The sequence below is a fragment of the Pseudomonas sp. THAF187a genome, from assembly GCF_009363395.1.
In the GTDB taxonomy this organism is placed as follows: Bacteria; Pseudomonadota; Gammaproteobacteria; order Pseudomonadales; family Pseudomonadaceae; genus Aquipseudomonas; species Aquipseudomonas khazarica.
The window spans coordinates 3,493,433-3,514,178 of record NZ_CP045349.1 but is presented as its reverse complement, the minus strand read 5'-3'; the positions used below and the strand labels follow the sequence as shown (position 1 = coordinate 3,514,178).

The 20,746-nt window shown below is 65.9% G+C and carries 19 protein-coding genes; 7 read left to right on the top strand and 12 right to left on the bottom strand.

Translation table 11 applies throughout. The features are described 5' to 3' along the window. The first annotated feature begins 101 nt into the window (after positions 1-101). A complete protein-coding gene (locus tag FIV02_RS16280) occupies positions 102-323 on the top strand; it encodes a DUF2835 domain-containing protein (protein ID WP_080756997.1) in 222 nt (73 codons plus the stop codon). A gap of 87 nt (positions 324-410) precedes the next feature. After that, the gene (locus tag FIV02_RS16275) at positions 411-1,433 is read left to right on the top strand and encodes a quinone-dependent dihydroorotate dehydrogenase (RefSeq protein ID WP_037053235.1); all 1,023 of its coding nucleotides are present in this window, start codon (positions 411-413) and stop codon (positions 1,431-1,433) included. A gap of 80 nt (positions 1,434-1,513) precedes the next feature. On the opposite strand, the gene rmf is transcribed toward FIV02_RS16275, so the two are convergent. Then, a complete protein-coding gene (gene rmf / locus FIV02_RS16270; protein WP_080756998.1) occupies positions 1,514-1,729 on the bottom strand; it encodes a ribosome modulation factor in 216 nt (71 codons plus the stop codon). Positions 1,730-2,145: 416 nt separating this feature from the next. Here rmf and rlmKL point away from each other — a divergent pair, with 416 nt between their 5' ends. Beyond that, on the top strand, positions 2,146-4,323 hold the full coding sequence (gene rlmKL, locus FIV02_RS16265; RefSeq protein ID WP_152489198.1) for a bifunctional 23S rRNA (guanine(2069)-N(7))-methyltransferase RlmK/23S rRNA (guanine(2445)-N(2))-methyltransferase RlmL: 2,178 nt from the start codon (positions 2,146-2,148) through the stop codon (positions 4,321-4,323). 57 nt (positions 4,324-4,380) lie between these two features. On the opposite strand, the gene dacB is transcribed toward rlmKL, so the two are convergent. Continuing rightward, a complete protein-coding gene (gene dacB / locus FIV02_RS16260; protein WP_037053231.1) occupies positions 4,381-5,817 on the bottom strand; it encodes a D-alanyl-D-alanine carboxypeptidase/D-alanyl-D-alanine-endopeptidase in 1,437 nt (478 codons plus the stop codon). 185 nt (positions 5,818-6,002) lie between these two features. Between dacB and FIV02_RS16255 the strand changes: the two genes are divergently transcribed. Further along, the gene (locus tag FIV02_RS16255) at positions 6,003-6,344 is read left to right on the top strand and encodes a YggL family protein (protein WP_037053228.1); all 342 of its coding nucleotides are present in this window, start codon (positions 6,003-6,005) and stop codon (positions 6,342-6,344) included. A 64-nt stretch (positions 6,345-6,408) separates the two neighbouring features. Here FIV02_RS16255 and FIV02_RS16250 read toward each other — a convergent pair whose 3' ends face one another. From FIV02_RS16250 to FIV02_RS16240, 3 genes are all read right to left on the bottom strand, one after another. Then, a complete protein-coding gene (locus tag FIV02_RS16250) occupies positions 6,409-9,360 on the bottom strand; it encodes an HD domain-containing phosphohydrolase (protein WP_152489197.1) in 2,952 nt (983 codons plus the stop codon). Positions 9,361-9,431: 71 nt separating this feature from the next. Beyond that, positions 9,432-10,496, bottom strand: a complete 1,065-nt coding sequence (locus FIV02_RS16245) for an FUSC family protein (RefSeq protein ID WP_152489196.1) — start codon at positions 10,494-10,496, stop codon at positions 9,432-9,434. After that, complete coding sequence (locus FIV02_RS16240) at positions 10,493-11,824, bottom strand: deoxyguanosinetriphosphate triphosphohydrolase (protein ID WP_037053222.1); 1,332 nt, start codon at positions 11,822-11,824, stop codon at positions 10,493-10,495. The genes FIV02_RS16245 and FIV02_RS16240 overlap by 4 nt, the downstream gene beginning before the upstream one ends. Positions 11,825-12,091: 267 nt before the next feature. Here FIV02_RS16240 and FIV02_RS16235 point away from each other — a divergent pair, with 267 nt between their 5' ends. Continuing rightward, positions 12,092-12,874 carry an SDR family NAD(P)-dependent oxidoreductase gene (locus tag FIV02_RS16235; protein ID WP_152489195.1) on the top strand — a complete coding sequence of 261 codons (783 nt, stop codon included), beginning with the start codon at positions 12,092-12,094 and terminating at the stop codon, positions 12,872-12,874. Positions 12,875-12,938: 64 nt separating this feature from the next. Here FIV02_RS16235 and FIV02_RS16230 read toward each other — a convergent pair whose 3' ends face one another. The 4 genes from FIV02_RS16230 to FIV02_RS16215 all read right to left on the bottom strand — a co-directional run bounded on the left by FIV02_RS16230 (position 12,939) and on the right by FIV02_RS16215 (position 15,186). Further along, positions 12,939-14,102, bottom strand: a complete 1,164-nt coding sequence (locus FIV02_RS16230; protein WP_047586710.1) for an EAL domain-containing protein — start codon at positions 14,100-14,102, stop codon at positions 12,939-12,941. Between the two features lie 114 nt (positions 14,103-14,216). After that, positions 14,217-14,504, bottom strand: coding sequence for a hypothetical protein (locus FIV02_RS16225; RefSeq protein ID WP_152489194.1), 288 nt, complete (start codon positions 14,502-14,504; stop codon positions 14,217-14,219). Next, entirely contained in the window at positions 14,501-14,872 is a 372-nt protein-coding gene (locus FIV02_RS16220; RefSeq protein WP_152489193.1) for a phage holin family protein, read from the bottom strand. The genes FIV02_RS16225 and FIV02_RS16220 overlap by 4 nt, the downstream gene beginning before the upstream one ends. Next, on the bottom strand, positions 14,869-15,186 hold the full coding sequence (locus FIV02_RS16215) for a YqjD family protein (RefSeq protein ID WP_037053213.1): 318 nt from the start codon (positions 15,184-15,186) through the stop codon (positions 14,869-14,871). The genes FIV02_RS16220 and FIV02_RS16215 overlap by 4 nt, the downstream gene beginning before the upstream one ends. Before the next feature lie 370 nt (positions 15,187-15,556). Here FIV02_RS16215 and FIV02_RS16210 point away from each other — a divergent pair, with 370 nt between their 5' ends. Further along, positions 15,557-16,765 carry an ammonium transporter gene (locus tag FIV02_RS16210; RefSeq protein ID WP_037053212.1) on the top strand — a complete coding sequence of 403 codons (1,209 nt, stop codon included), beginning with the start codon at positions 15,557-15,559 and terminating at the stop codon, positions 16,763-16,765. 77 nt (positions 16,766-16,842) lie between these two features. On the opposite strand, the gene FIV02_RS16205 is transcribed toward FIV02_RS16210, so the two are convergent. The 3 genes from FIV02_RS16205 to purM are packed head-to-tail and all read right to left on the bottom strand — an operon-like array spanning position 16,843 to position 19,270. Further along, positions 16,843-17,559, bottom strand: coding sequence for a DUF3108 domain-containing protein (locus tag FIV02_RS16205; RefSeq protein ID WP_150605787.1), 717 nt, complete (start codon positions 17,557-17,559; stop codon positions 16,843-16,845). Positions 17,560-17,567: 8 nt separating this feature from the next. After that, a complete protein-coding gene (gene purN / locus FIV02_RS16200) occupies positions 17,568-18,212 on the bottom strand; it encodes a phosphoribosylglycinamide formyltransferase (protein ID WP_037053209.1) in 645 nt (214 codons plus the stop codon). Continuing rightward, on the bottom strand, positions 18,212-19,270 hold the full coding sequence (gene purM, locus FIV02_RS16195) for a phosphoribosylformylglycinamidine cyclo-ligase (protein ID WP_037053207.1): 1,059 nt from the start codon (positions 19,268-19,270) through the stop codon (positions 18,212-18,214). Before purM ends, purN begins: the two co-directional genes overlap by 1 nt. 387 nt (positions 19,271-19,657) lie before the next feature. Between purM and FIV02_RS16190 the strand changes: the two genes are divergently transcribed. Then, positions 19,658-20,698, top strand: a complete 1,041-nt coding sequence (locus tag FIV02_RS16190; RefSeq protein WP_152489192.1) for a DUF2066 domain-containing protein — start codon at positions 19,658-19,660, stop codon at positions 20,696-20,698. The last annotated feature ends 48 nt before the right edge of the window (positions 20,699-20,746 follow it).

Sequence of the window (20,746 nt, the reverse complement as noted above, 5' to 3'; positions counted from 1 at the left end):
CACAGGCAGCTATTGCCCATACAGCGTGGTGCGGCACGTGAGCGCCTGTGGCTGCGTAGGTCTGTGGCAAAATAGCCGCATTCATTTGCGAGGGTGCCTCCATGCCCAGCTTGGTGCTGGATATTGCGTTATCGGCCGAACGAGTGCAGGCCATCTATCGGGGCCAGGCCAACCGGATTATGGCGCAAAGCCGCGACGGACGCCGAGTTAGTTTGCCAGCGCATCATTTGCGGCCGTATTTGACCCATGCGGGCATCCATGGTTCCTTCGTTCTGGAATTCAATGATGCCGGCGAGCTGCTGAGCTTACGCCCTCTGGGCTGATCTGGCGCAGGTGCCTCGCGCCCGTCATGCGTGCACGGCTATAATCGCCGGTCCGCCCACCCTCTATCTGTCGAGCTGAGCCTGCCCATGTACACCCTGGCCCGCGAGCTGCTGTTCAAACTTTCCCCGGAAACCTCCCACGAGCTGTCCATCGACCTGATCGGGGCGGGGGGGCGTCTGGGGCTCAATGGTTTGCTGACCAAGGCGCCGGCCAGCTTGCCGGTCAACGTGATGGGCCTGCAGTTCGCCAACCCGGTGGGGCTGGCGGCGGGGCTGGACAAGAATGGCGACGCCATCGACGGCTTTGCCCAGCTTGGCTTCGGTTTCGTCGAGATCGGCACCGTGACGCCTCGGCCGCAGCCAGGCAACCCCAAGCCGCGCCTGTTCCGCCTGCCGGAGGCCGAGGCAGTGATCAACCGCATGGGTTTCAACAACCAGGGCGTCGATCATCTGCTCGAGCGGGTCAAGGCTGCGAAGTTCAAGGGTGTACTGGGCATCAACATCGGCAAGAACTTCGATACCCCGGTGGAGCGTGCGGTGGATGACTACCTGGCATGCCTGGACAAGGTGTACGCCCACGCCAGCTATGTCACGGTCAATGTCAGCTCGCCCAACACGCCCGGGCTGCGCAGCCTGCAGTTCGGCGACTCGCTCAAGGAACTGCTGGAAGCCTTGCGTCGCCGTCAGGAGGACCTGGCCCAGGAGCATGGCAAGCGCGTGCCGCTGGCGATCAAGATCGCCCCGGACATGAGCGATGAAGAAACCGCGCTGGTGGCGTCGGCGCTATTGGGCGCGGACATGGACGCGGTGATCGCGACCAACACCACGCTCAGCCGCGAAGGTGTCGAGGGGCTGGCCCATGGCGACGAAGCCGGTGGCCTGTCCGGTGCGCCGGTGCGCGACAAGAGCACGCATATCGTCAAGGTGCTGGCTGGCGAACTGTCCGGCCGTCTGCCGATCATCGCCGTTGGCGGTATCACCGAAGGTCGGCATGCGGCGGAGAAGATCGCTGCCGGCGCCAGCCTGGTACAGATCTATTCGGGGTTCATCTACAAGGGGCCGGCGTTGATTCGTGAAGCGGTGGATGCGATCGCGGCACTGCGTAAATAAATAGGGCTCCCGAAGGAGCCCCAGGGCTTGCGCCCGCCGCCCGGATGGGGTCGGCATGGTGAAGTCGGGTGTGATCCTGATCAGCCGACAGCGTGAAGTTCGTTGAGTCGATGAATACCGGCCGCGCCGGTCAGCCCATCCCAGTTGTCACCACGGCCCTCACGCCAGCCATTGAGCCAGGCTTGACGTACCGATGGCAGGGTAAAGGGGCAAAGTTCGCGGGATTTACCATTGATGCCGTACTGATAGCCGCGCAAGAAAGCTCGTTCTAACGGATCACGCTTAAGTCTTCTCATAGGGTGTTGCCCTCACTGTTGACTGTTATGTCCCGTTGGCCTTGTGGCAAGGCCGGGCAGAAAATGTCTGCCTGCGAAGGTCCGCTGCCGGCGTGGCGGGCCTTCTGTGCACTCGCCGTTGCAACGAGCGCCTTAGGTAGTGTTCTAACGAATGCACCGAGGCCTGTGAATGATCGATTTGTCATAAGGGCGTAACCTAAATGAGGGTGGCGCCATAAGGGGGCTGGGAATACATCCAGGCCCATTCGGCCAGACGCCGTGGGGCCTGGCTGAGCGCAGGCATGCCTGCAAAGTGCTAGTGCGAATGAGAGCGCTTGCTTATTCCGACGAAGGGTCGCCGTGTGACGTTTTGTCACTTATTTTTGAGTCGAGGTGCGCCGCCGCATCTCCCGGATTGCCATAGGCAGTAGGACACCATGTCTGATCGTTACGAAATCGTGCTGACTTGCCCCAAGGGGCTCGAAGGTCTGTTACTGGAAGAGGCCAGGGCGCTGGGGCTGGAGGAAGCGCGCGAGCAGACGGCGGCAGTCCGTGGCCATGCCGAGATCGAGGTCGCCTATCGCCTGTGCCTGTGGTCGCGCCTGGCCAACCGTGTGCTGCTGGTGCTGTCGCGTTTCACCATGAACAGCGCGGAGCAGCTGTATGACGGGGTCAAGGAGGTCGACTGGCGCGATCACCTGGAGCCGGCCGGCAGCCTGGCGGTGGAGTTCAGTGGTCAGGGTTCGGGCATCGACAACACCCATTTCGGCGCGCTCAAGGTCAAGGATGCGATCGTCGACCGGCTGCGGACCACAGCCGGCGAGCGTCCGAGCATCGACAAGGTCAATCCCGACTTGCGCGTTCACCTGCGCCTGGACCGGGGAGAGGCGGTGCTGTCCCTGGACCTGTCCGGGCACAGCCTGCACCAGCGCGGATATCGCCTGCAGCAGGGCGCGGCGCCGCTCAAGGAAAACCTCGCGGCTGCGGTGCTGATCCGTGCCGGTTGGCCGCGCATCGCCGCCGAGGGCGGCGCCCTGGCCGACCCCATGTGCGGTGTGGGTACGTTCCTGGTGGAGGCCGCGCTGATGGCGGCGGACGTCGCCCCGAACCTCAAGCGCGAACGCTGGGGCTTCTCCAACTGGCTCGGGCACGTGCCGGCGCTGTGGAAGAAGCTGCATGCCGAGGCCGAGCAGCGTGCGGCGGCGGGTCTGGCCAAGCCACCGTTGTGGATTCGTGGCTACGAGGCTGATCCCCGCCTGATCCAGCCGGGGCGCAACAACGTGGAGCGTGCCGGGTTATCCGACTGGGTGAAGATCTATCAGGGCGAGCTGGCTCACTTCGAACCGCGTCCGGACCAGAACCAGAAAGGCCTGGTGATCAGCAACCCGCCCTATGGCGAGCGCCTGGGGGATGAAGCCAGCCTGCTGTACCTCTACCAGAACCTCGGCGAGCGCCTGCGTCAGGCCTGCCTGGGCTGGGAGGCCGCGGTGTTCACCGGGGCGCCGGAGCTGGGTAAACGCATGGGCCTGCGCAGCCACAAGCAATATGCCTTCTGGAATGGCGCCCTGGCTTGCAAGCTGCTGCTGATCAAGGTGCAGACCGAACAGTTCGTGACCGGCGAGCGCCGGGCGAAGAACGTCGACGAGCCCGAGCAGGAAGCGCCGCAACAGGCGCGCCTGTCGGAGGGCGGGCAGATGTTCGCCAACCGTCTGCAGAAGAACCTCAAGCAACTGGGCAAGTGGGCGCGCCGCGAGGGGGTCGAGTGCTATCGACTCTACGATGCGGACATGCCGGAGTATGCCCTGGCGGTCGATCTGTACCGCGACTGGGTGCATGTGCAGGAGTATGCCGCGCCGCGCTCGATCGATCCGGAGAAGGCGCAGGCGCGCCTGCTCGATGCGCTGGCGGCGATTCCCCAGGCGCTGGGCGTGGCGCAGAACCGTGTGGCGATCAAGCGCCGTGAGCGTCAGGCCGGTACCAAGCAGTATCAGCGTCAGGCGGCCCAGGGCCAGTTCATGGAAGTGAACGAGGGCGGGGTCAAGCTGCTGGTCAACCTCACCGACTATCTGGATACCGGGCTGTTCCTCGATCACCGGCCGCTGCGCATGCGCATCCAGCGCGAGGCGGCCGGCAAGCGCTTCCTGAATCTGTTCTGCTACACCGCCACGGCTACGGTCCATGCGGCCAAGGGCGGGGCGCGCAGCACCACCAGCGTCGACCTGTCGAAAACCTACCTGGACTGGGCGCGGCGCAATCTGTCGCTGAACGGTTTCTCCGACAAACAGCGTCTGGAACAGGGCGACGTGATGGCCTGGCTGGGTGAGGACCGGGGCGAGTACGACCTGATTTTCATCGACCCGCCGACCTTCTCCAATTCCAAGCGCATGGAAGGGGTGTTCGATGTGCAGCGCGACCATGTCGAGCTGCTCGACCTGGCCATGGCGCGCCTGGCGCGCGGCGGCGTGCTGTATTTCTCCAACAACTTCCGCAAGTTCCAGCTGGATGAGAGCCTGATGGCTCGCTATCAGGTCGAGGAGATCAGCGCGCAGACGCTCGATCCGGACTTTGCGCGCAATGCCAAGATCCATCGCGCCTGGCGCTTCACCGCGCGTTGATTGCGTGGCCGGTGCAGTCCGCAGGTTGGCCCCCGGACTGCACCGGCCACGGCATCGTCAGCGCTTCGGTTGCGTGTAGGTGTCGAGCAGCACCTGGTCGAGAATCGAGGTCGCGCCCCAGGGCTTCGGGTCGTTGAGGATGGCCACTACCGCCCAGTCCTGGCCGTTGCTGTCGCGGCTGTAGCCGGCGATGGCGCGCACGTTGTTCAGCGTGCCGGTCTTGATGTGCGCCTCGCCCACCAGCGGGGTGCGTTGCAGGCGCCTGCGCATGGTGCCGTCCATGGCTACCAGCGGCATGGAGCTGCGGAACTCGGCGGAATACGGGCTGCGCCAGGCCGCCTGGAGGATCAGGGCCATTTCCCTGGCGCTGATGCGTTCCGCGCGCGACAGCCCGGAGCCGTTCTCCAGCACCAGATGCGGCGCGGTGATGCCCTTGCGCGCCAGCCAGTCACGGATCACCCGTTGCGCGGCCATGGCGTCGTCCTTGTCCGCGTCGGTGCGGAACTGCGCGCCGATGCTGAGGAACAGCTGCCGGGCCATGGTGTTGTTGCTGTACTTGTTGATGTCGCGGACGATTTCCACCACGTCCGGTGACAAGGCGCGGGCCAGCAGGCGCGCGTCTTCCGGCAGCGGAGCGAGGCGGTCCTTGCCGAGGATCTTGCCGCCCAGTTCCTTCCAGATGCTGCGCACCGCGCCAGCGGTGTAGCTGGGGTGGTCGAGCAGCGACAGGTAGGTCTGTGCGCTGCAGCCTTCGGCCAGCTGGCCGCTGACGATCAGCGTGGTGCCGTCGTACTGCTGCACCGCGTTGTAGCGGATGTCCGGCCAGGACGGGCAGGTGGACGCCTTGAGCAGGCGCACCTGGTTGTCGATGCGCACGCTGGCGATGGGCGGATCCATGGCGATCTGCACCTTGCCGTCTTCGGCGCGGGTGATGAAGCGTTGCGCCTTGAGGTTGACCAGCAGCGAGTCGGGGGCGACCAGGAAGGGCTTGTTGCTGTCGCCGCCATCATCGTTGAAGGCAGGCAACTGGGGCGCGACGAAGAAGCTGCGGTCCAGCACCAGGTCACCCTGGACCTGACGCACGCCGTTGATGCGCAGGTCGCGCAGCAGCAGCCAGAGTTTCTCCATGTTCAGTTTCGGATCGCCACCGCCCTTGAGGTAGAGATTGCCGTGCAGCACGCCGTCCTTCAGCGGGCCGTCGCCGTAGAACTCGGTTTGCCACTGATGGTTGGGGCCGAGCAGCTCCAGCGCGGCGAAGGTGGTCACCAGCTTCATGGTGGAGGCCGGGTTGACCGAGACGTCGGCGTTGAACTGCAGGCCGCCGGTCTGTCCGCCCAGTGGCACGGTCATGACCGACAGCGAGCCATCGGGAATCTTGTTGGCCTTGAGGGCCTTCTCGACGTTGTCAGGCAGGGTGCCGTTGGCCGCCTGGCAGGCGAGGGCGAGGGGAAGTAGCACGGCGCTCAGCGCCAATTGACGAAACCGCTGGATCATAGTGGAGAACCTTGCGCCTCCGGGCGCTTGCAACGAGGTCTGGGGCAGACAGCACGAACCGCATTAGGGACTGTCTGGCGCAGGAAAAAGTTGCCTTTCATTATGCAGCAAGGGCGCTGTGCTGCGAGCGGTAACTCCGCCGATCTGCTAGAGTGCCGCGCGTTATCACCTTTGAGGATTGTTTCATGGCGACCAACCGTTCCCGCCGTCTGCGCAAGAAGCTCTGTGTCGATGAATTTCAGGAGCTGGGCTTCGAGCTGACCCTGAACTTCAAGGCCGACCTGAACGACCAGACCATCGACGATTTCGTCGATCAGTTCCTCGACCACGCGATCGCCGGCAATGGCCTGGACTACGTGGGCGGGGAAGACTACGGCCTCGTGTGCCTGGCCAAGCGTGGCTCGGTGGCCGAAGAGCAGCGCACTGCCGTCGAAGCCTGGCTGAAAGGGCGTGACGAGCTGCAGGGTTTCGAGATCAGTCCGCTGCTGGACGTCTGGTACCCGGAAAAGCCGATCAACCAGGCCTGATCGACAGGCGGCGCTGGTCTCTCCAGCGCCCTCCCGGCCGACCAGGCTTCGTTCCGAGGCCTGGTCAGGCAAGCCCCGCCTTATCCAGTAACGCCTGCTCGTCCACCGCGTCGATCTGTTCCGCCTGCATGAAACGCTCGGCATAGCGCCGGTAGATCTTCTGGCGCACGAACAGGGCGAACAGCTGCGGGTCGACATGTGCGCCCCGGCACATGCCCGCCATGATATCCAGCGCTTCCGAAAGCGACTTGCCCTTCTTGTAGGGACGGTCGGCGGCCGTCAGCGCCTCGAAGATGTCGGCAATCGCCATCATCCGTGCCGACAGGCTCATCTGCTCGCGTGTCAGGCGTTTCGGGTAGCCGCTGCCATCCATCTTCTCGTGGTGTCCCCCGGCGATCTCGCTGACGTTCTGCAGGTGCTTGGGGAAGGGCAGGCGGTCGAGCATCAGGATGGTCTGCACGATGTGGTGATTGATGATGTAGCGCTCCTCGGCCGTCAGCGTGCCGCGGGCGATGCTCAGGTTGTGCAGCTCGCCACGGTTGAACTTGTACGGCGGCACCTCCAGGCGGAAACCCCAGGGGTTGTCGGGGCCGATCGCGTCCTGCTCGTCACGTTCGATCAGGTGCTCGGGGTAGTCGGCCAGCAAGGGTTCGTCGACCGGCAGGCTGTCCGGCGTCGAACGCTGCAGGCGCTTGGCCTCTTCCCAGGACACGCCCAGGCGCTTGTCGAGGGTGCGCGACCAGCGCCGTTCGGCGATCTGCCGCAGGCGTGCCTGGTCCGCATCGGCCATGCTTTCGCCGCCCAGGTTGATGCGTGCGATGAAGGCGAATTCGTCGTCCAGCTCCGCCAGCAGGTGGTCGCGCAGCGCCGCCAGTGCGGTCTCTTCGCCGCCTTCGCTGAGGGCGCGCCAATAGTTGATCCAGGCATCGCGCTTGAGCACTTCGAAACGCATGCGCACCTCATGGATGCGGTCGTACAGGGTCTCCAGCTTGGTCGCCTTGTCGACCACGTACTCGGGCGTGGTGACCTTGCCGCAGTCGTGCAGCCAGGCGGCGATATGCAACGCTTCCCAGTCCTCGTCGCTGGGGTTGTAGTCGCGAAACTCGGGCCGCTCGCTGTCGGCTGCCGCACGGGCGAGCATCAGGGTGATCTCCGGTACGCGCTGGCAATGCCCGCCGGTATAGGGGCTCTTGGCATCGATGGCACCGGCGATCAGCTGGATGAAGGCGTCCAGCAGCTGCTTCTGCCTGGCCAGCAGGCGCTGGCTCTCGATGCATAGGGCGGCGCTGCCGGAGACAGCATCGACGAAGGCGACGCGGTCCGGGCTGAGCATGCTCTCGCTGTTTTCGCCGCTGTCGCGCTGCAGCAGCACCAGCACGCCGACTGTGTCGCCCTGGCGGTTGTGCAGGCCGGCCGAGATCAGGTGCAGGCGGGGGCTGTCCATCGCCGACAGCAGCCCCTGGAAGCTGCCGGCCTGATCGAAGCCGATGGAGGTGGCGATGCTGTCGCCGCCTGTGGCGGGCCGCTGCAGCCAGCCGGGCAGGGCGGGGTCGTCATGGGCCACGCCGGCGATGCCCAGCTCGCTCAGGCTGCGGCTCTGGCCGTCGATGACCAGGCCCTGCGGTTCCAGGCGGCCAGTGTCGTTGTCGAGCAGATAGAGCAGGCCACCCTGGGCATCGCTGATGGATACGGTGGCGTCCAGTACGCGCTTGAGCAACGCTTCGAAATGGGTCTCGGCGGAGAGGCTGGCGGCGATGTCGAGAAATCTCGACAGGCGATCCTTCATGCTGCTCATCGAGACCGCCAGTTGGTCGACCTCCAGGATGGGCGAGCGGCCGCTGGCCGGAAAGGCGAAATCGAAGCGGTGAATCGCCTGCGCTTCCAGCACCAGGCTGCGCAGGGGTTTGACCACCAGGCGCGAGGTCAGCCAGCCCAGCGGCAGGCAGAGCAGCAGGGTGGTCAGGGTGATCAGCGCACCCTGCCAGCGGATGCGATAGGCGTCCGCCAGCAGTTCGTGCTCGGGTACCAGCAGCGCCAGGTGCAGGCCCTGGGGGCCACCTTCGCGCAGGTGCCGCTGGGACATGACCCAGCGCTGCTTGGCCAGCTCGACGATGCCGTCTTCCTGCTCCGAGAGCTTGCCGGACAACAGCTCGCCAAGGGCCGGGTTGAGATCCCTGACCTTGACCCGCTCGGTCTTGCCATCCACCTCGCGCAACAGGCGGCTGCTGTCGGGGTAGGCGACGGCATCGCCATTGGCATCGGCCAGCACCACTTCGCTGTTGGGGGTGACGCGGTGCTTGGCCAGGGTGGCGGAGAGGTCGTCCAGGGTCAGGTCGGCGCCGAGAACCGTAGTCAGGCCGGTGCGCCTGGCCAGCGTGGTACCGATCTCCTGGGTGGAGAAGAACAGGTAGGGCGCGGTGGTGATCTGCCCGCCATCGCCCCGTGCGCGGATGAACCACTCGCGCTTGCGTGGATCGTATGACTCCTTGAGGTTCTGGCGGCGGCTCAAGGGGTTGAGCGAGCCGTCGTAGAACAGGTAGTCGCTGGCCGTTCCGGTGGCGCTGCGGTCGATGCTCCAGACCTGGTAGGCGGCCTTGTCCGGTGCGTCGAAGCGCTGTTTGAGCGCGTCGCTACGCAGCGGGCGGACCATGAAGAAGTCACCGTCCTCGTAACCCAGGTAGAGCGAGGCGAGCTTGGGGTTGTCGCGCAGGGCCTGGGCGAACAGGGGCAGCAGTTTCAGGCGTTCGTCGAGCTCCCTGGCCTGGGTGGCGGGATGCAGGGCGATCAGGCTGAGCACGTGGCGTATGGGGCGGTAGGTGCTGTCCAGGTCCCGCTCGACGTCCTGCTGGATGCGTTCGAACAGGGTCGCACTGCTGGAAAAGATCAGCTGACTGGTCTGTCGGTAGTTGAACAGACCCAGCACGACGCCGGTGAACAGGAGCAGGAGGGTGAACAGAACGCTGATATGGACGTGCAGGGGAAAACGGCGTTCGCGGGGAACGGCGGTATTGAGCATCGCACTTCACTCCTTGCGGGCGCTGCAGGCTCACTCAGCATAGTGAAGGCTTGGCGATTCTGCCGAACGCTCTAGGACGGTTTTTCCGGCGTTGCCGTCGTCGTCACGGTTTTGCTCAGGTGCACGCGCAAGCCATGCACCAGCAGGGCGACGGTCAGGGCCAGGGCAACGCCGATCAGCGCATTGAGCAGGCGCACTTCCGCCAGGTGCCAGTCCTTGGCCAGGCTTTCGGTCAGCAGCACGAAGCACAGGCTGGTCTGCAGCACGAACAGGCCATAGTGGTTGGCCTGCAGGGCGCGGCTGAGGAAGACCAGCAGCAGGAGCGTGCCGACCATCACCGGCGGGCTCTGCAGGCTGTGCCCGAAGGCGATCAGCAGGCCTGCTGCGGCCAGGCTGGCGAGGCTGGCCTGCAGGGCGCGCACCAGGCTGCCCTGGAATTCCAGTTGCAGGGTGGTGATGACGGTCAGGGTCAGCCAGTAACCGCGTGACAGTCCGGCCAGGTTGACCAGCAGACCCGAGGCCGAGAAGGCGAGCACGCAGGCCAGTGCGTGCAGCCGCCATTGCTGGCGCGGCAAGCGCAGGGCATGGCGCTTGAGTACCTTGAGAACGCTGATGAAACGCGGCATGTAGGGCCACATGCGCAGGCCGTGTACGCCGCGCAAGCCGAAGGCCAGCAGCATGACCCAGAGCCCGCCGAGGATGAACAGCATGGCCACTGCGTAAGGGTTGTGCAGATGGCCGGTGCCGAACTGCCCCTGGCCCAGGCACAGGCAGATGCACAGGCCGATGCCCAGCTTGCCGGCTTCGCTGCCGAAGCGTTGCAGCCAGGCCAGCAGCAGGCCGAAGGCGGCGAAGATGCCCAGGCTGATCAACGGATGCGTGGCTGCCCAGAAGCCCAGCCCGGCACTGCAGGCACCCAGCAGGGTGAGCAGCAGCATGCGCAGCATGCCGAAGCGATGCAGGGGGTTGGCCTGTGCTGCCTGGAAGGCGCCCGCAGAGGCCCACAGGAAGCCGGTATGGGCGGTGAACAGACCCAGCAGCAGGGGCAGTGCGCAGCCCAGCCCGGCGACGACGGCCGGGCCCCATGCCGGCGGGCCGGCATGCCAGGTGAAGCTGCTGCGGATCAGGTTCTTCATGAGGTCGCGGAACGCCCGGTCATTTCTCTCGCCATTTCCGTAGCGTAGCTGTCGGTCATGCCGGCGATGAAATCGATGACCCGCATGAACGAGCGGTACAGCGGCCAGCCGGGTTCCGGGGCGTAGTAGCTGAGCAGATCGAGGATGCGCCGGTGCTTGAACGACAGCGGGCGGCCGCTGTGCTGCTCCAGCGCCGCGCCGCAGAACGCGTTGAGGAGAATTTCCAGGGTGGTGTACGCGCCGATCTCGTGCAGGGTCTTGCGCTTGTCGTGGAAGATCTTCTCCCGGGCCAGTGACTTGGCGCTCTGCACGCAGTGCTTGGCCGCGCCGTGCATGTGCTCGACCAGATCGCCCTGCAGGCGCCCGGCAAGCAGGTCGTGCTGCTGTTCGACGAAGGCGTTGGCGGCGGCATTGGTCAGGTGCTCGATGGCCTTGCCGCGCAGGATCGCCAGTTTGCGTCGCCGCGAGTCCCGTGGGCCGAGCTGGCGATAGGTTTCCGGCAGGTCATCGCCCACCAGGGCGAGCAGCAGCGCCTCGACTTCGGCATAGTCGAGCAGCTCCATCTCCACGCCATCTTCCAGGTCGATCAGGCCGTAGCAGATGTCATCCGCCGCCTCCATCAGGTACACCAGCGGGTGGCGCGCCCAGCGCTGCGCCTCCAACTGGGGCAGCTCCAGCTTGGCGGCGATCTGTTCGAGCAGCGGCAGCTCGCTCTGGTAGCAGCCGAACTTGTGCTTCTTGTAGCCCAGCGCTTCAGCGTGGCGGGCCGTCCAGGGGTATTTGAGGTAGCTGCCCAGGGTGGCGTAGGTCAGGCGCGTGCCGCCGTCGAACTGGTGGTACTCCAGCTGGGTGAGGACGCGGAACCCCTGGGCATTGCCTTCGAAATTGAGGAAGTCGCCGCGCTCGGCGTCGCTCATCGCGTCCAGCCAGCCGCGTGCCGCCGCCTGCTGGAACCAGTGGCGGATGGCATCCTCTCCGGAATGGCCGAATGGCGGGTTGCCGATGTCATGGGCCAGGCAGGCCGACTGCACGACCATGCCCAGATCGCTTGGCGTGCACCAGCTGGGCAGCGTCTCGCGCAGCATCTCGCCCACGCGCATGGCCAGCGACCGCCCGACGCAACTGACCTCCAGCGAGTGGGTCAGGCGGGTATGGATATGGTCGTTGCTCGAGACCGGGTGCACCTGCGTCTTGCGCCCCAGGCGGCGAAAGGCACCGGAGAAGATGATGCGGTCGTGGTCTTTGTGGAAGGGGCTGCGCCCGAGCTCGTCAGAGCTGGGGGCGGGTTTGCCGAGACGTTCGCGGGTGAGCAGGGTATGCCAATCCAAGGCCGATCCTCGCCAGTTGATCCGGGCTCCTAGCTTGGGTGTTCGAGCGGGCGCCTGCAAGTGCAGGGTGCCGATGGGGGCGAGGTTTCCGCTCAGCGTCACGTGCCGCTGAGTCGCTGCCTCTAGTCCATATCGACGATGCACGGCAGGACGCTCTGCGTATGCTGACTGCGCATTGCCGGCCCGATATTCGTCAGGCGCCTGCTGCCAATCGCCTTGGCACGGCCGGGGCTCATCGTGCAGTGCACCGCCAACAGGAGTTCCTCGATGTCATCGACTCACGCACCTGCCGCACTCACCAGCCCGGTCATCGTGACGGGGGCTGCCTCGGGCATTGGCCTGGCGTGCGCCGAGTTGCTGGCTGAGGCCGGCCGGCCCGTGGCGCTGTGGGACCTGCAGGTCGACAAGGCGATCGTTGAAGCGGTGCGCATCAGCGAGGCCACCGGAGTGGCGACGACCAGTCTGGGCGTCGATGTGGCGGACCTCGGCCAGGTGAGTCGGGCGATCAACCAGAGCCGCGCAGCGCTGGGCACCATTGGCGGCCTGGTGCACGCTGCCGGCGTTCCCGGTACCTGCCCGCTGGAACAGCTGAGCCCGGCTGCCTGGGCGCAGGTGATGGATATCAACCTGCGTTGCTGGCCGTTCATGATTCAGGCCTTGCTGGAGGACTTCAAGGTCAGCAAGGGGGCCGCCTGCGTGGGGATCGCCTCGATCAACGCCACCCTCGGCAATGCCTTCAACCCCACCTACAGTGCCTCCAAGGCCGGCATGCTCGGCCTGAACCGCGCCCTGGCCGATGAGCTGGCGCGCTTTGGCATTCGCATCAACGCCGTCTCGCCAGGCCAGATCATGACCCAGATGATCGCCGATGCCATCGCGGCAGCGCCGACGGGGCTCAAGGAGCGTTTCGAGAGCCGCATTCTCCTGGGGCGCCTCGGTCAGCCCCGTGAAGTGGCGACTGCCGTGCGCTTTCTGCTGTCGTCCGAGGCCAGTTACATCACCGGCGCCGAGCTGGTGGTCGACGGTGGCAATATCTCCTCGCAGCGCTGACTGCAGGGCTCGTCGCCCCGTGCGGGCCCGAGCGATCGGCCATGCAGAGACAGGGACGGGCCGCTCAGAGCCCGGCGGCGTCGATGTCCACCAGCAGCAGGCGCCGGCCGTTGTCGATGAACTGGCCGGCCGTCAGGCAGTACTGGTTGCTGGTGGCGTCGCGGTAGGTGGTGGAAAGCGTCAGGCGGCGCTCCTCCCAGCCTTCGGCGAGAAGCTGGTAGAAGTACGGGCGCCACGACCAGTTGTGGCCCAGGTAGCGGTCGTCGGCGTGCCAGGACTGCTGGCGCCACTCCAGGTTCGGCGTGAGCTGGGTGCCGTGACGGTCGCACTGGTAGATGCGCAGCAGCCACGGGTAGTTGTCGGGGGCCTTCAGGCTGGAGGCCGGGGCGCCGCTTTCCGCCCACAGCTTCAGCTCGCCCATCAGTTCGGCCAACTGCTGGCGCAGGTTGACCAGGCGCGCCCGCTCGGCCAGTTTCTGTTGCACGTAGCTGTCGCGCAGACGGGCGAAGCGGCCGACGAAGGCGTCGCTGGCGAACAGCTCCACTTCCGGCTTGGCGAACAGGAAACCCTGCACGTAGCGGGCGCCGCACTCCAGCGCGAAGTTCAGTTCCGCCTCGGTTTCCACGCCCTCGGCGATGATCCAGCAGCCGGTCTTCTCCGCCATCTGCGCGAGGGCCTTGACCACCTCGCCACTGGGGCCGCCCCGCGCGGCCTCCTGGAACAGGCGCATGTCCAGCTTGAGAATGTCCGGCTGCAGCGCCAGGACACGGTCGAGCTGCGAGTAGCCGGCACCGAAGTCGTCGATGGCGATGCGTGCGCCGGCCTCGCGGTAGCGCGACACCACGTCGGGCAGGCGCTGGCTGGCGCCGCCCAGCTCGGTGATCTCGAAGACGATACGTGTCGGGTCGATGGCGCTGCGCTGCAGCTGGATCAGGCTCGGTAGCGGTTGCGCCGGGCGCAGGCGGCTGATCCAGCGAGGGGAGATGTTGAGGCTGAGGAACCAGTCCGCCGGCGCCTGATGGAAGCGGCGCAACGCATCTTCGCGAACCTGGCGGTCGAGTCGGCGCAGCGCCGCCGGTGGCGTTTTCGGATCGGCGAACAGTGGCCCGGCCGAGTGCATCCGGCCATCGGCGTCACGCAGGCGAGCCAGTGCCTCGACACCTGCGATACGGCCCGTGGCGGTGTCGATGAAGGGTTGGAAGACGGCGAAAGGCAGTCCGTCGATCACCTGGGTGTCCTTAGCGTCAGCGGTTGAGCCACCGAGTGGTGGAGGATCACTCGAGCAAGCAAGATCGCGGCCAGCTCAGGACTAGACCAGCCATGCTGGCCGTTTGCCCGCCTTTCAGCGACGCCGCAGGAGTGGCGCGACGATCAGCGCCAGGCGCACCCAGCGACGCCAGCCCCGTTTGCCGCCCAGCAGGCCGGCCAGCGCCAGCACGCCGCCGGTGAGCAACAATGGTGCATTGCCGGTGCGCAGGCGTTTGCCGTATTCGCGTACCTGCTGCAGCGGTTCGCTGATCTGCAGCACCTCATGGCGCACCTCCTGGCGGTGCATTTCCAGGCGCATGCGCAGCACGGCCTTGCGCAACTGGCGGCGCGAGGCGCCCGGGGGCAGGGTAGGCAGGGTCATGGCAGCAGTTGCTCGCGGTCTCGTTGCAGTTCCTCCAGGCTGGCGCTGAAGGGCGGTTCGGCGTTGCGCAGGCTGAGCAGCAGCCAGGCGGCGCAGCCGAGCAGGCCCAGGCCGTAGAACAGGCACAGGCCGATGGCGACCTCCAGACGGTGGCTGTCCCAGTAGAGGATCAGCAGCAGTGCGGACAGGCCGATCAGCAACAGCAGGGCGAAGCCCAGGCACAGTCCGCCCAGGAGCAGCGAGCGCAGGGCCTGGTTGCGCTGGTCTTCGAGTTCGTGGGCGAACAGCGCCACGTGCCCCTGCAGCAGGCCCAGCAGCGCTGCGCCGAGGCGACGTGGCGATGGCCCGGTGGGCGTGGGCGCGCTCAACGGCGGCTGATCAGCAGGCCGATGACCAGGCCGATGGCGGCCGACAGACCCAGTGCCTGCCACGGGTGCTTGTGCACGTAATCCTCGGTGGCATCGACCGCGATCTTGCCTTGCTCGCGCACGCCGGCCTCGGCCTTGTGCAGCGTGTCGCGGGCGCGGCCCAGGCTGCTGCGGATGTCGTCACGCAGCGCCTCGGCTTGCTCGCCGGCCAGGCTGGCGGAATGTTGCAGGAGCTTTTCGGTGTCGCTGACCAAAGCCTGGAATTCATCCAGCAGGGCGTCCTTGGTGCTAGGCGTAGCGGCTTTGCGTGGCATAGAGCAGTCCTCTGCGTAGGGTGTGTAAGGGTTACGAGTGTTCTGCGGCGCGAGGGTTCCAAGAGGATAGTCGGGAAGTGACTGGCTTGGCGTTTGGTATAGCGCTTGCAACTTGTCGGTGCGCGAGGGTGGCCGAATGCTCCCTGATGGGGCTGTTTCGGCCTGGCTCAGGATGGCCGGATTCGCACATAACTATTTGATTAACAAGAATTAAGCATCGTTTGACGAGTTTCTGGTGGTGCCATTTTGGGGCCGCCTGCTAGCACTCTTCGAGGGCGCGCACAATCGCTTGGCTGCATTGTGGTGCGTTATTTCGGGGTCGTGCCTTCGTTTGGTGCCTTTTCTTCTGCCTCTGGAGTTTTCTCGCCCGATGGAAAACATCAACAGTGCCGTGGCCACGCTGATCCACGGCTCCAATACCCTGTTCATCCTGCTGGGTGCGATCATGGTTCTGGCCATGCATGCCGGCTTCGCCTTTCTCGAAGTGGGGACGGTGCGGCAGAAGAACCAGGTCAACGCGCTCTCCAAGATTCTCTCGGACTTCGCCATCTCGGCCCTGGCCTATTTCTTCATCGGCTACTGGATCGCCTACGGCATCACCTTCCTCGAGCCAGCCGCAGTGCTGACCGAGAACCACGGCTATGGGCTGGTGAAGTTCTTCTTCCTGCTGACCTTCGCCGCTGCCATTCCGGCGATCATCTCCGGCGGTATCGCCGAGCGGGCCAAGTTCGGTCCCCAGCTGTGCGCCACGGCGCTGATCGTCGCCTTCGTCTACCCCTTCTTCGAGGGCATGATCTGGAACGGCAACTACGGCCTGCAGGCCTGGCTGGAGGGGCGCTTCGGTGCGGGCTTCCATGACTTCGCCGGGTCGGTGGTGGTCCACGCGGTAGGTGGCTGGCTGGCGTTCGGCGCGGTGACGCTGCTGGGGCGCCGCAATGGCCGCTATCGCGATGGCAAGCTGGTCGCCATGGCGCCGTCGAACATCCCGTTCCTGGCGCTGGGCTCGTGGATCCTGATCATCGGCTGGTTCGGCTTCAACGTGATGAGTGCGCAGACCCTTGAGGGTGTCAGCGGGCTGGTGGCCGTCAACTCGCTGATGGCCATGGTCGGCGGTACCGTCGCGGCGTTGCTGGTCGGGCGCAACGACCCGGGCTTCCTGCACAACGGCCCCCTGGCCGGCCTGGTGGCCGTCTGTGCCGGTTCGGACCTGATGCATCCGGTGGGTGCGCTGGTCACGGGGGCCATCGCCGGCGCGCTGTTCGTCTGGGCATTCACCGCGACCCAGGTGAAGTGGAAGATCGACGACGTGCTCGGCGTATGGCCGTTGCATGGCCTGTGCGGGGTGTGGGGCGGCATCGCCTGCGGCATCTTCGGCCTCGAGGCCCTGGGCGGCCTGGGCGGGGTGAGCCTGGCCAGCCAGGTGATCGGTACTGCGCTGGGCGTCGCGGTGGCCCTGGCAGGCGGTTTCCTGGTGTATGGCGTGCTCAAGGCATCCCTGGGTATCCGTCTCAGTCAGGAGGAGGAGTACAACGGTGCCGACCTCTCGATTCACAAGATCGGTGCGGTCAGCCAGGACTGAGCACGGCGCCGCGAGGCGGGGCCGGATCCAGGCAATAAAAAACCGGGCAGTTGCCCGGTTTTTTATTGCCTGTGAGATCAGTCGCGGCGGCCTGCGACCTGCTTGCCGTCGACTGTGCCTTCCTTGAGCATGATCTGGTATTCCTTGCCGTCGGTTTCCACCTGGTGCAGGCGCACCAGCAGGTGCCCCCAGTCCTTGGCGAACCACAGCACGGTCTTGCGGCTGCTCTGCGTGGGGTCACGGACGCGCTCGACCTTGATCGCATCGATCAGGCCGGCCTTGGTGCGCACCACTTCCTCGCCGAGCACGCGGAAGTCGTAGGTCTCGATCTCGTCGCCATCGACCACCTGGTAGCTGACGCTCTTCTTGCCGGCGGCGACGTCCTGTTGCAGGGCGATCTGGTAGGTCGACTTGTCCAGCAGGCCACGATTGAGCGGGAAGGTCACGGCGTCGCCACGGTCATTGCCGATGACTTGTTTCTGCTCCCAGTCGAAGTCCTGCTCGACCTTCTTGCCCTTGCCCAGACCGCTGCGATTCAGGCGGTAGGTCAACGGCATGAGGGTCTGGTTGTCGACCCGGAAGGTGCTTTCCTCGGTCAGGCCGGCGACCAGCATCGAGGCTTCGAAGTTGAGGGTCCAGCGGCCGTCGGCATCCTGCTTGAGGCTGCGTTCGGCGCTGCCGCTGACGGGCAGCTGTTTCCAGTCCGCGGTGTAGCTGGCGGAGAAGGGCAGCAGGTCTTCGGCAAGAGCGGGCAGGCTGAGCAGGGTCAGGGCGAACAGCAGGGCACGACGCATAGAGTCTCCTAGGTTCGGATCAGGTGGCCGCCAGCGGGCAGCGGCTTGCCGTCCAGCATTGCGCCTTGCGCACCAAGACGCAAGCGACCTTCGGCAAACCAGCGAACCGCCAGCGGGTAGATCGCATGTTCCTGCTGGTGCACGCGACGGGCCAGGCTCTCGGCCGTGTCGTCCGGCGCGACCGGCAGCACTGCTTGTACGACCAGAGGGCCACCATCGAGTTCCTCGGTGACGAAGTGCACGCTGCAGCCGTGCTCGGCGTCTCCGGCTTCCAGGGCGCGCTGGTGGGTGTGCAGGCCCTTGTGCCTGGGCAGCAGCGAAGGGTGGATGTTGAGCAGGCGACCGCTGTAGTGGGCGACGAAACCAGGGGTGAGGATGCGCATGAAGCCGGCCAGCACCACCAGCTCGGGCTGGTGGGCGTCGATGGCCTGGATCAGTGCGGCATCGAAGGCTTCGCGGCCATCGAACTGCTTGTGGTCGAGCAGTTCGGTGGCGATGCCAGCCTGCCTGGCGCGTTCCAGGCCATAGGCATCGGCGCGGTTGCAGACCACCGCAGCGATGCGAGCCGGGTTGCCGTCGTGGGCGATGCTGTCGATCAACGCCTGCAGATTGCTGCCTGAACCGGAGATCAGGACGACGACATTACAGGGCATCAGTGGCCTTTCAGGTTGTTCAGCTGAACCTGCGCCGCGCCTTCGGCCGCCGCGTTGATCTGGCCGATGACCCACGGCTCTTCACCGCTGGCACGCAGGCTGGCCAGGGCGGTTTCGACCTGATCCTGGGCCACGCAGATGACCATGCCGACGCCGCAGTTGAGTACGCGGTGCATTTCGTGCTCGTCAACGTTGCCTTGTTCCTGCAGCCAGTCGAACACCGCCGGGCGCTTCCAGCTGGCCACGTCGATCACGGCCTGGGCGCCTTGCGGCAGCACGCGCGGGATGTTGTCCAGCAGGCCGCCGCCGGTGATGTGGGCCATGGCCTTGACCGCGCCGGTGTCCTTGATCAGCTTGAGCAGCGGTTTGACGTAGATGCGCGTCGGCGCCATCAGCAGGTCGGTCAGCGGCTTGCCGTCCAGTTGCACCTGCTCGATGTCGGCGCCGGAGACTTCAATGATCTTGCGGATCAGCGAGTAGCCGTTGGAGTGCGGGCCGGAGGAGGGCAGCGCGATCAGCGCGTCACCGGTGACCACCCGGGAACCGTCGATGATTTCGCTCTTTTCCACCACGCCGACGCAGAAGCCGGCCAGGTCGTAGTCCTCGCCTTCGTACATGCCCGGCATCTCGGCGGTTTCACCACCGACCAGGGAGCAGCCAGCCAGCTCGCAGCCGGCGCCGATGCCGGTGACCACGGTGGCGGCCACGTCGACGTTGAGCTTGCCGGTGGCGTAGTAATCGAGGAAGAACAGCGGCTCGGCGCCACAGACCACCAGGTCGTTGACGCACATGGCGACCAGGTCCTGGCCGATGCTGTCGTGCTTGTTCAGGTTCAGCGCCAGGCGCAGCTTGGTGCCGACACCATCGGTACCGGAGACCAGAACGGGCTGCTTGTAGCCGGCCGGGATCTCGCACAGGGCGCCGAAGCCACCCAGGCCACCCATGACTTCCGGACGGGCGGTGCGCTTGGCCACGCCTTTGATGCGTTCGACCAGGGCTTCACCGGCATCGATGTCGACACCTGCGTCCTTGTAGCTGATGGAGGGTTGCTTGCTCATAGATCCGGGCCTTTGGATGGGGAGTTCGTGTAGGCGCCGACTGGGCGCGGGCTCATGCACAGAGCCCGGCGCGCATAGCGGCTGGCGAAGGCGCGCGATTTTATCAGGCTTGCCCGGTAGCGGCCACTCGCACGCATGCGCTTTGTCGCCGGGCCTGCCTGCGGTTGCCGGGGCACCGGCGGCTGTTTAAGGTATAGGCCTTTGCGCACGCCGGCAGACCGTTGCATGACTGCCTGCGTTGCCATTGCTGCGTCGAAGCCGGCCCGCAATGCTCGTTCACTGTGCGTGAAATCGAGCGTTGCGGGCCGGCTTTTGCCTGGCACTGGCCGACGCTCGGGCTGTTCAGCTGCCTGCGCCGCGTGCCGCCATCCCTAGCGAGAGTTCGCCATGCGTCTGTCTGTCCGCCTGATGTTCATCTGTCTCACCTGCCTGGGCCTGCCGGCCATGGCCGCGCCGGTCGCCGAGCTGTACCAGGTCCGTGAGGCGGTTGCCGACCAGCAACCGGAAAACCGCGATGTCGCCATGCAGCAGGCGCTGCAGACCCTGGTCCAGCGTCTGACCGGTGACACCAAGGCGCTGCAGAACGCTGGACTGGAGGGATTGCGCAAGGACCCGCAGCAGATCGTCAGCCGTTACGGCTACGAAGGCGATGCGCTGGTGGTCGAGTTCGACCCGGCCAGCACCGACCGCGAGTTGCGCAAGGCTGGCCTGGCGCTCTGGGGCAGCAATCGCCCGGCGATCCTGACCTGGTGGCTCAGTGAATCCGTCGGTGGCAGCCAGTTGATCGGCGAGAGCCAGGGGGCGGCAGCGACGCTGCGCGCGGCGGCCCAGCACCGTGGCTTGCCGTTGCGTCTACCGCTGGCCGATCTCAGTGAGCAGCTGGTGGCAACCGGCGAAGCCCTGGCGGCCAATGACCCGCAGGCCTTGCGCGAGGCCTCCGAGCGCTACGCCGCCGACGCCATGCTGGCTGTGCAGGCCACCGAGGCAGGTGGCGCCTGGCAGGCGACCTGGCGCTTGTGGCTGGGCGATGAGCGCGAGCAGGGCAAGGCCGAGGCGGCCGACCAGGCGGCGTTGGCCGATGCCGTGATGCTGGCGGTCAATCAGCGTCTGGCGCCACGTTTTCTGGTCAAGCCGGGCGCGGCGCAGAGCCTGACGGTGGTGATCGAGGGGGCCGACCTTGGCCGCTTCGCTGCGCTGGAACGCCTGCTCGAGCCGTTCGCCGCGCGCCTGGTGGATGTCGACGGGCAGACGCTGACCTACCAGGTCAGCGCCACCGCCGAACAACTGCGTGCACAGCTGGCCCTGGGACACCTGCAGGAAGTGACCGAGCCAGTAGATGCTGGCGAGCCGGTCGCCGAGCCGGACGGGACCGGCAGCGAAGCGCCGCAGGTGAAACCGCGCACCGATCAGCTGCGATTCCGTTGGTAGACTACAGGGCGGGCTGAGTGTGCAGCCCTGTCACGCGGCGCCTGGGCG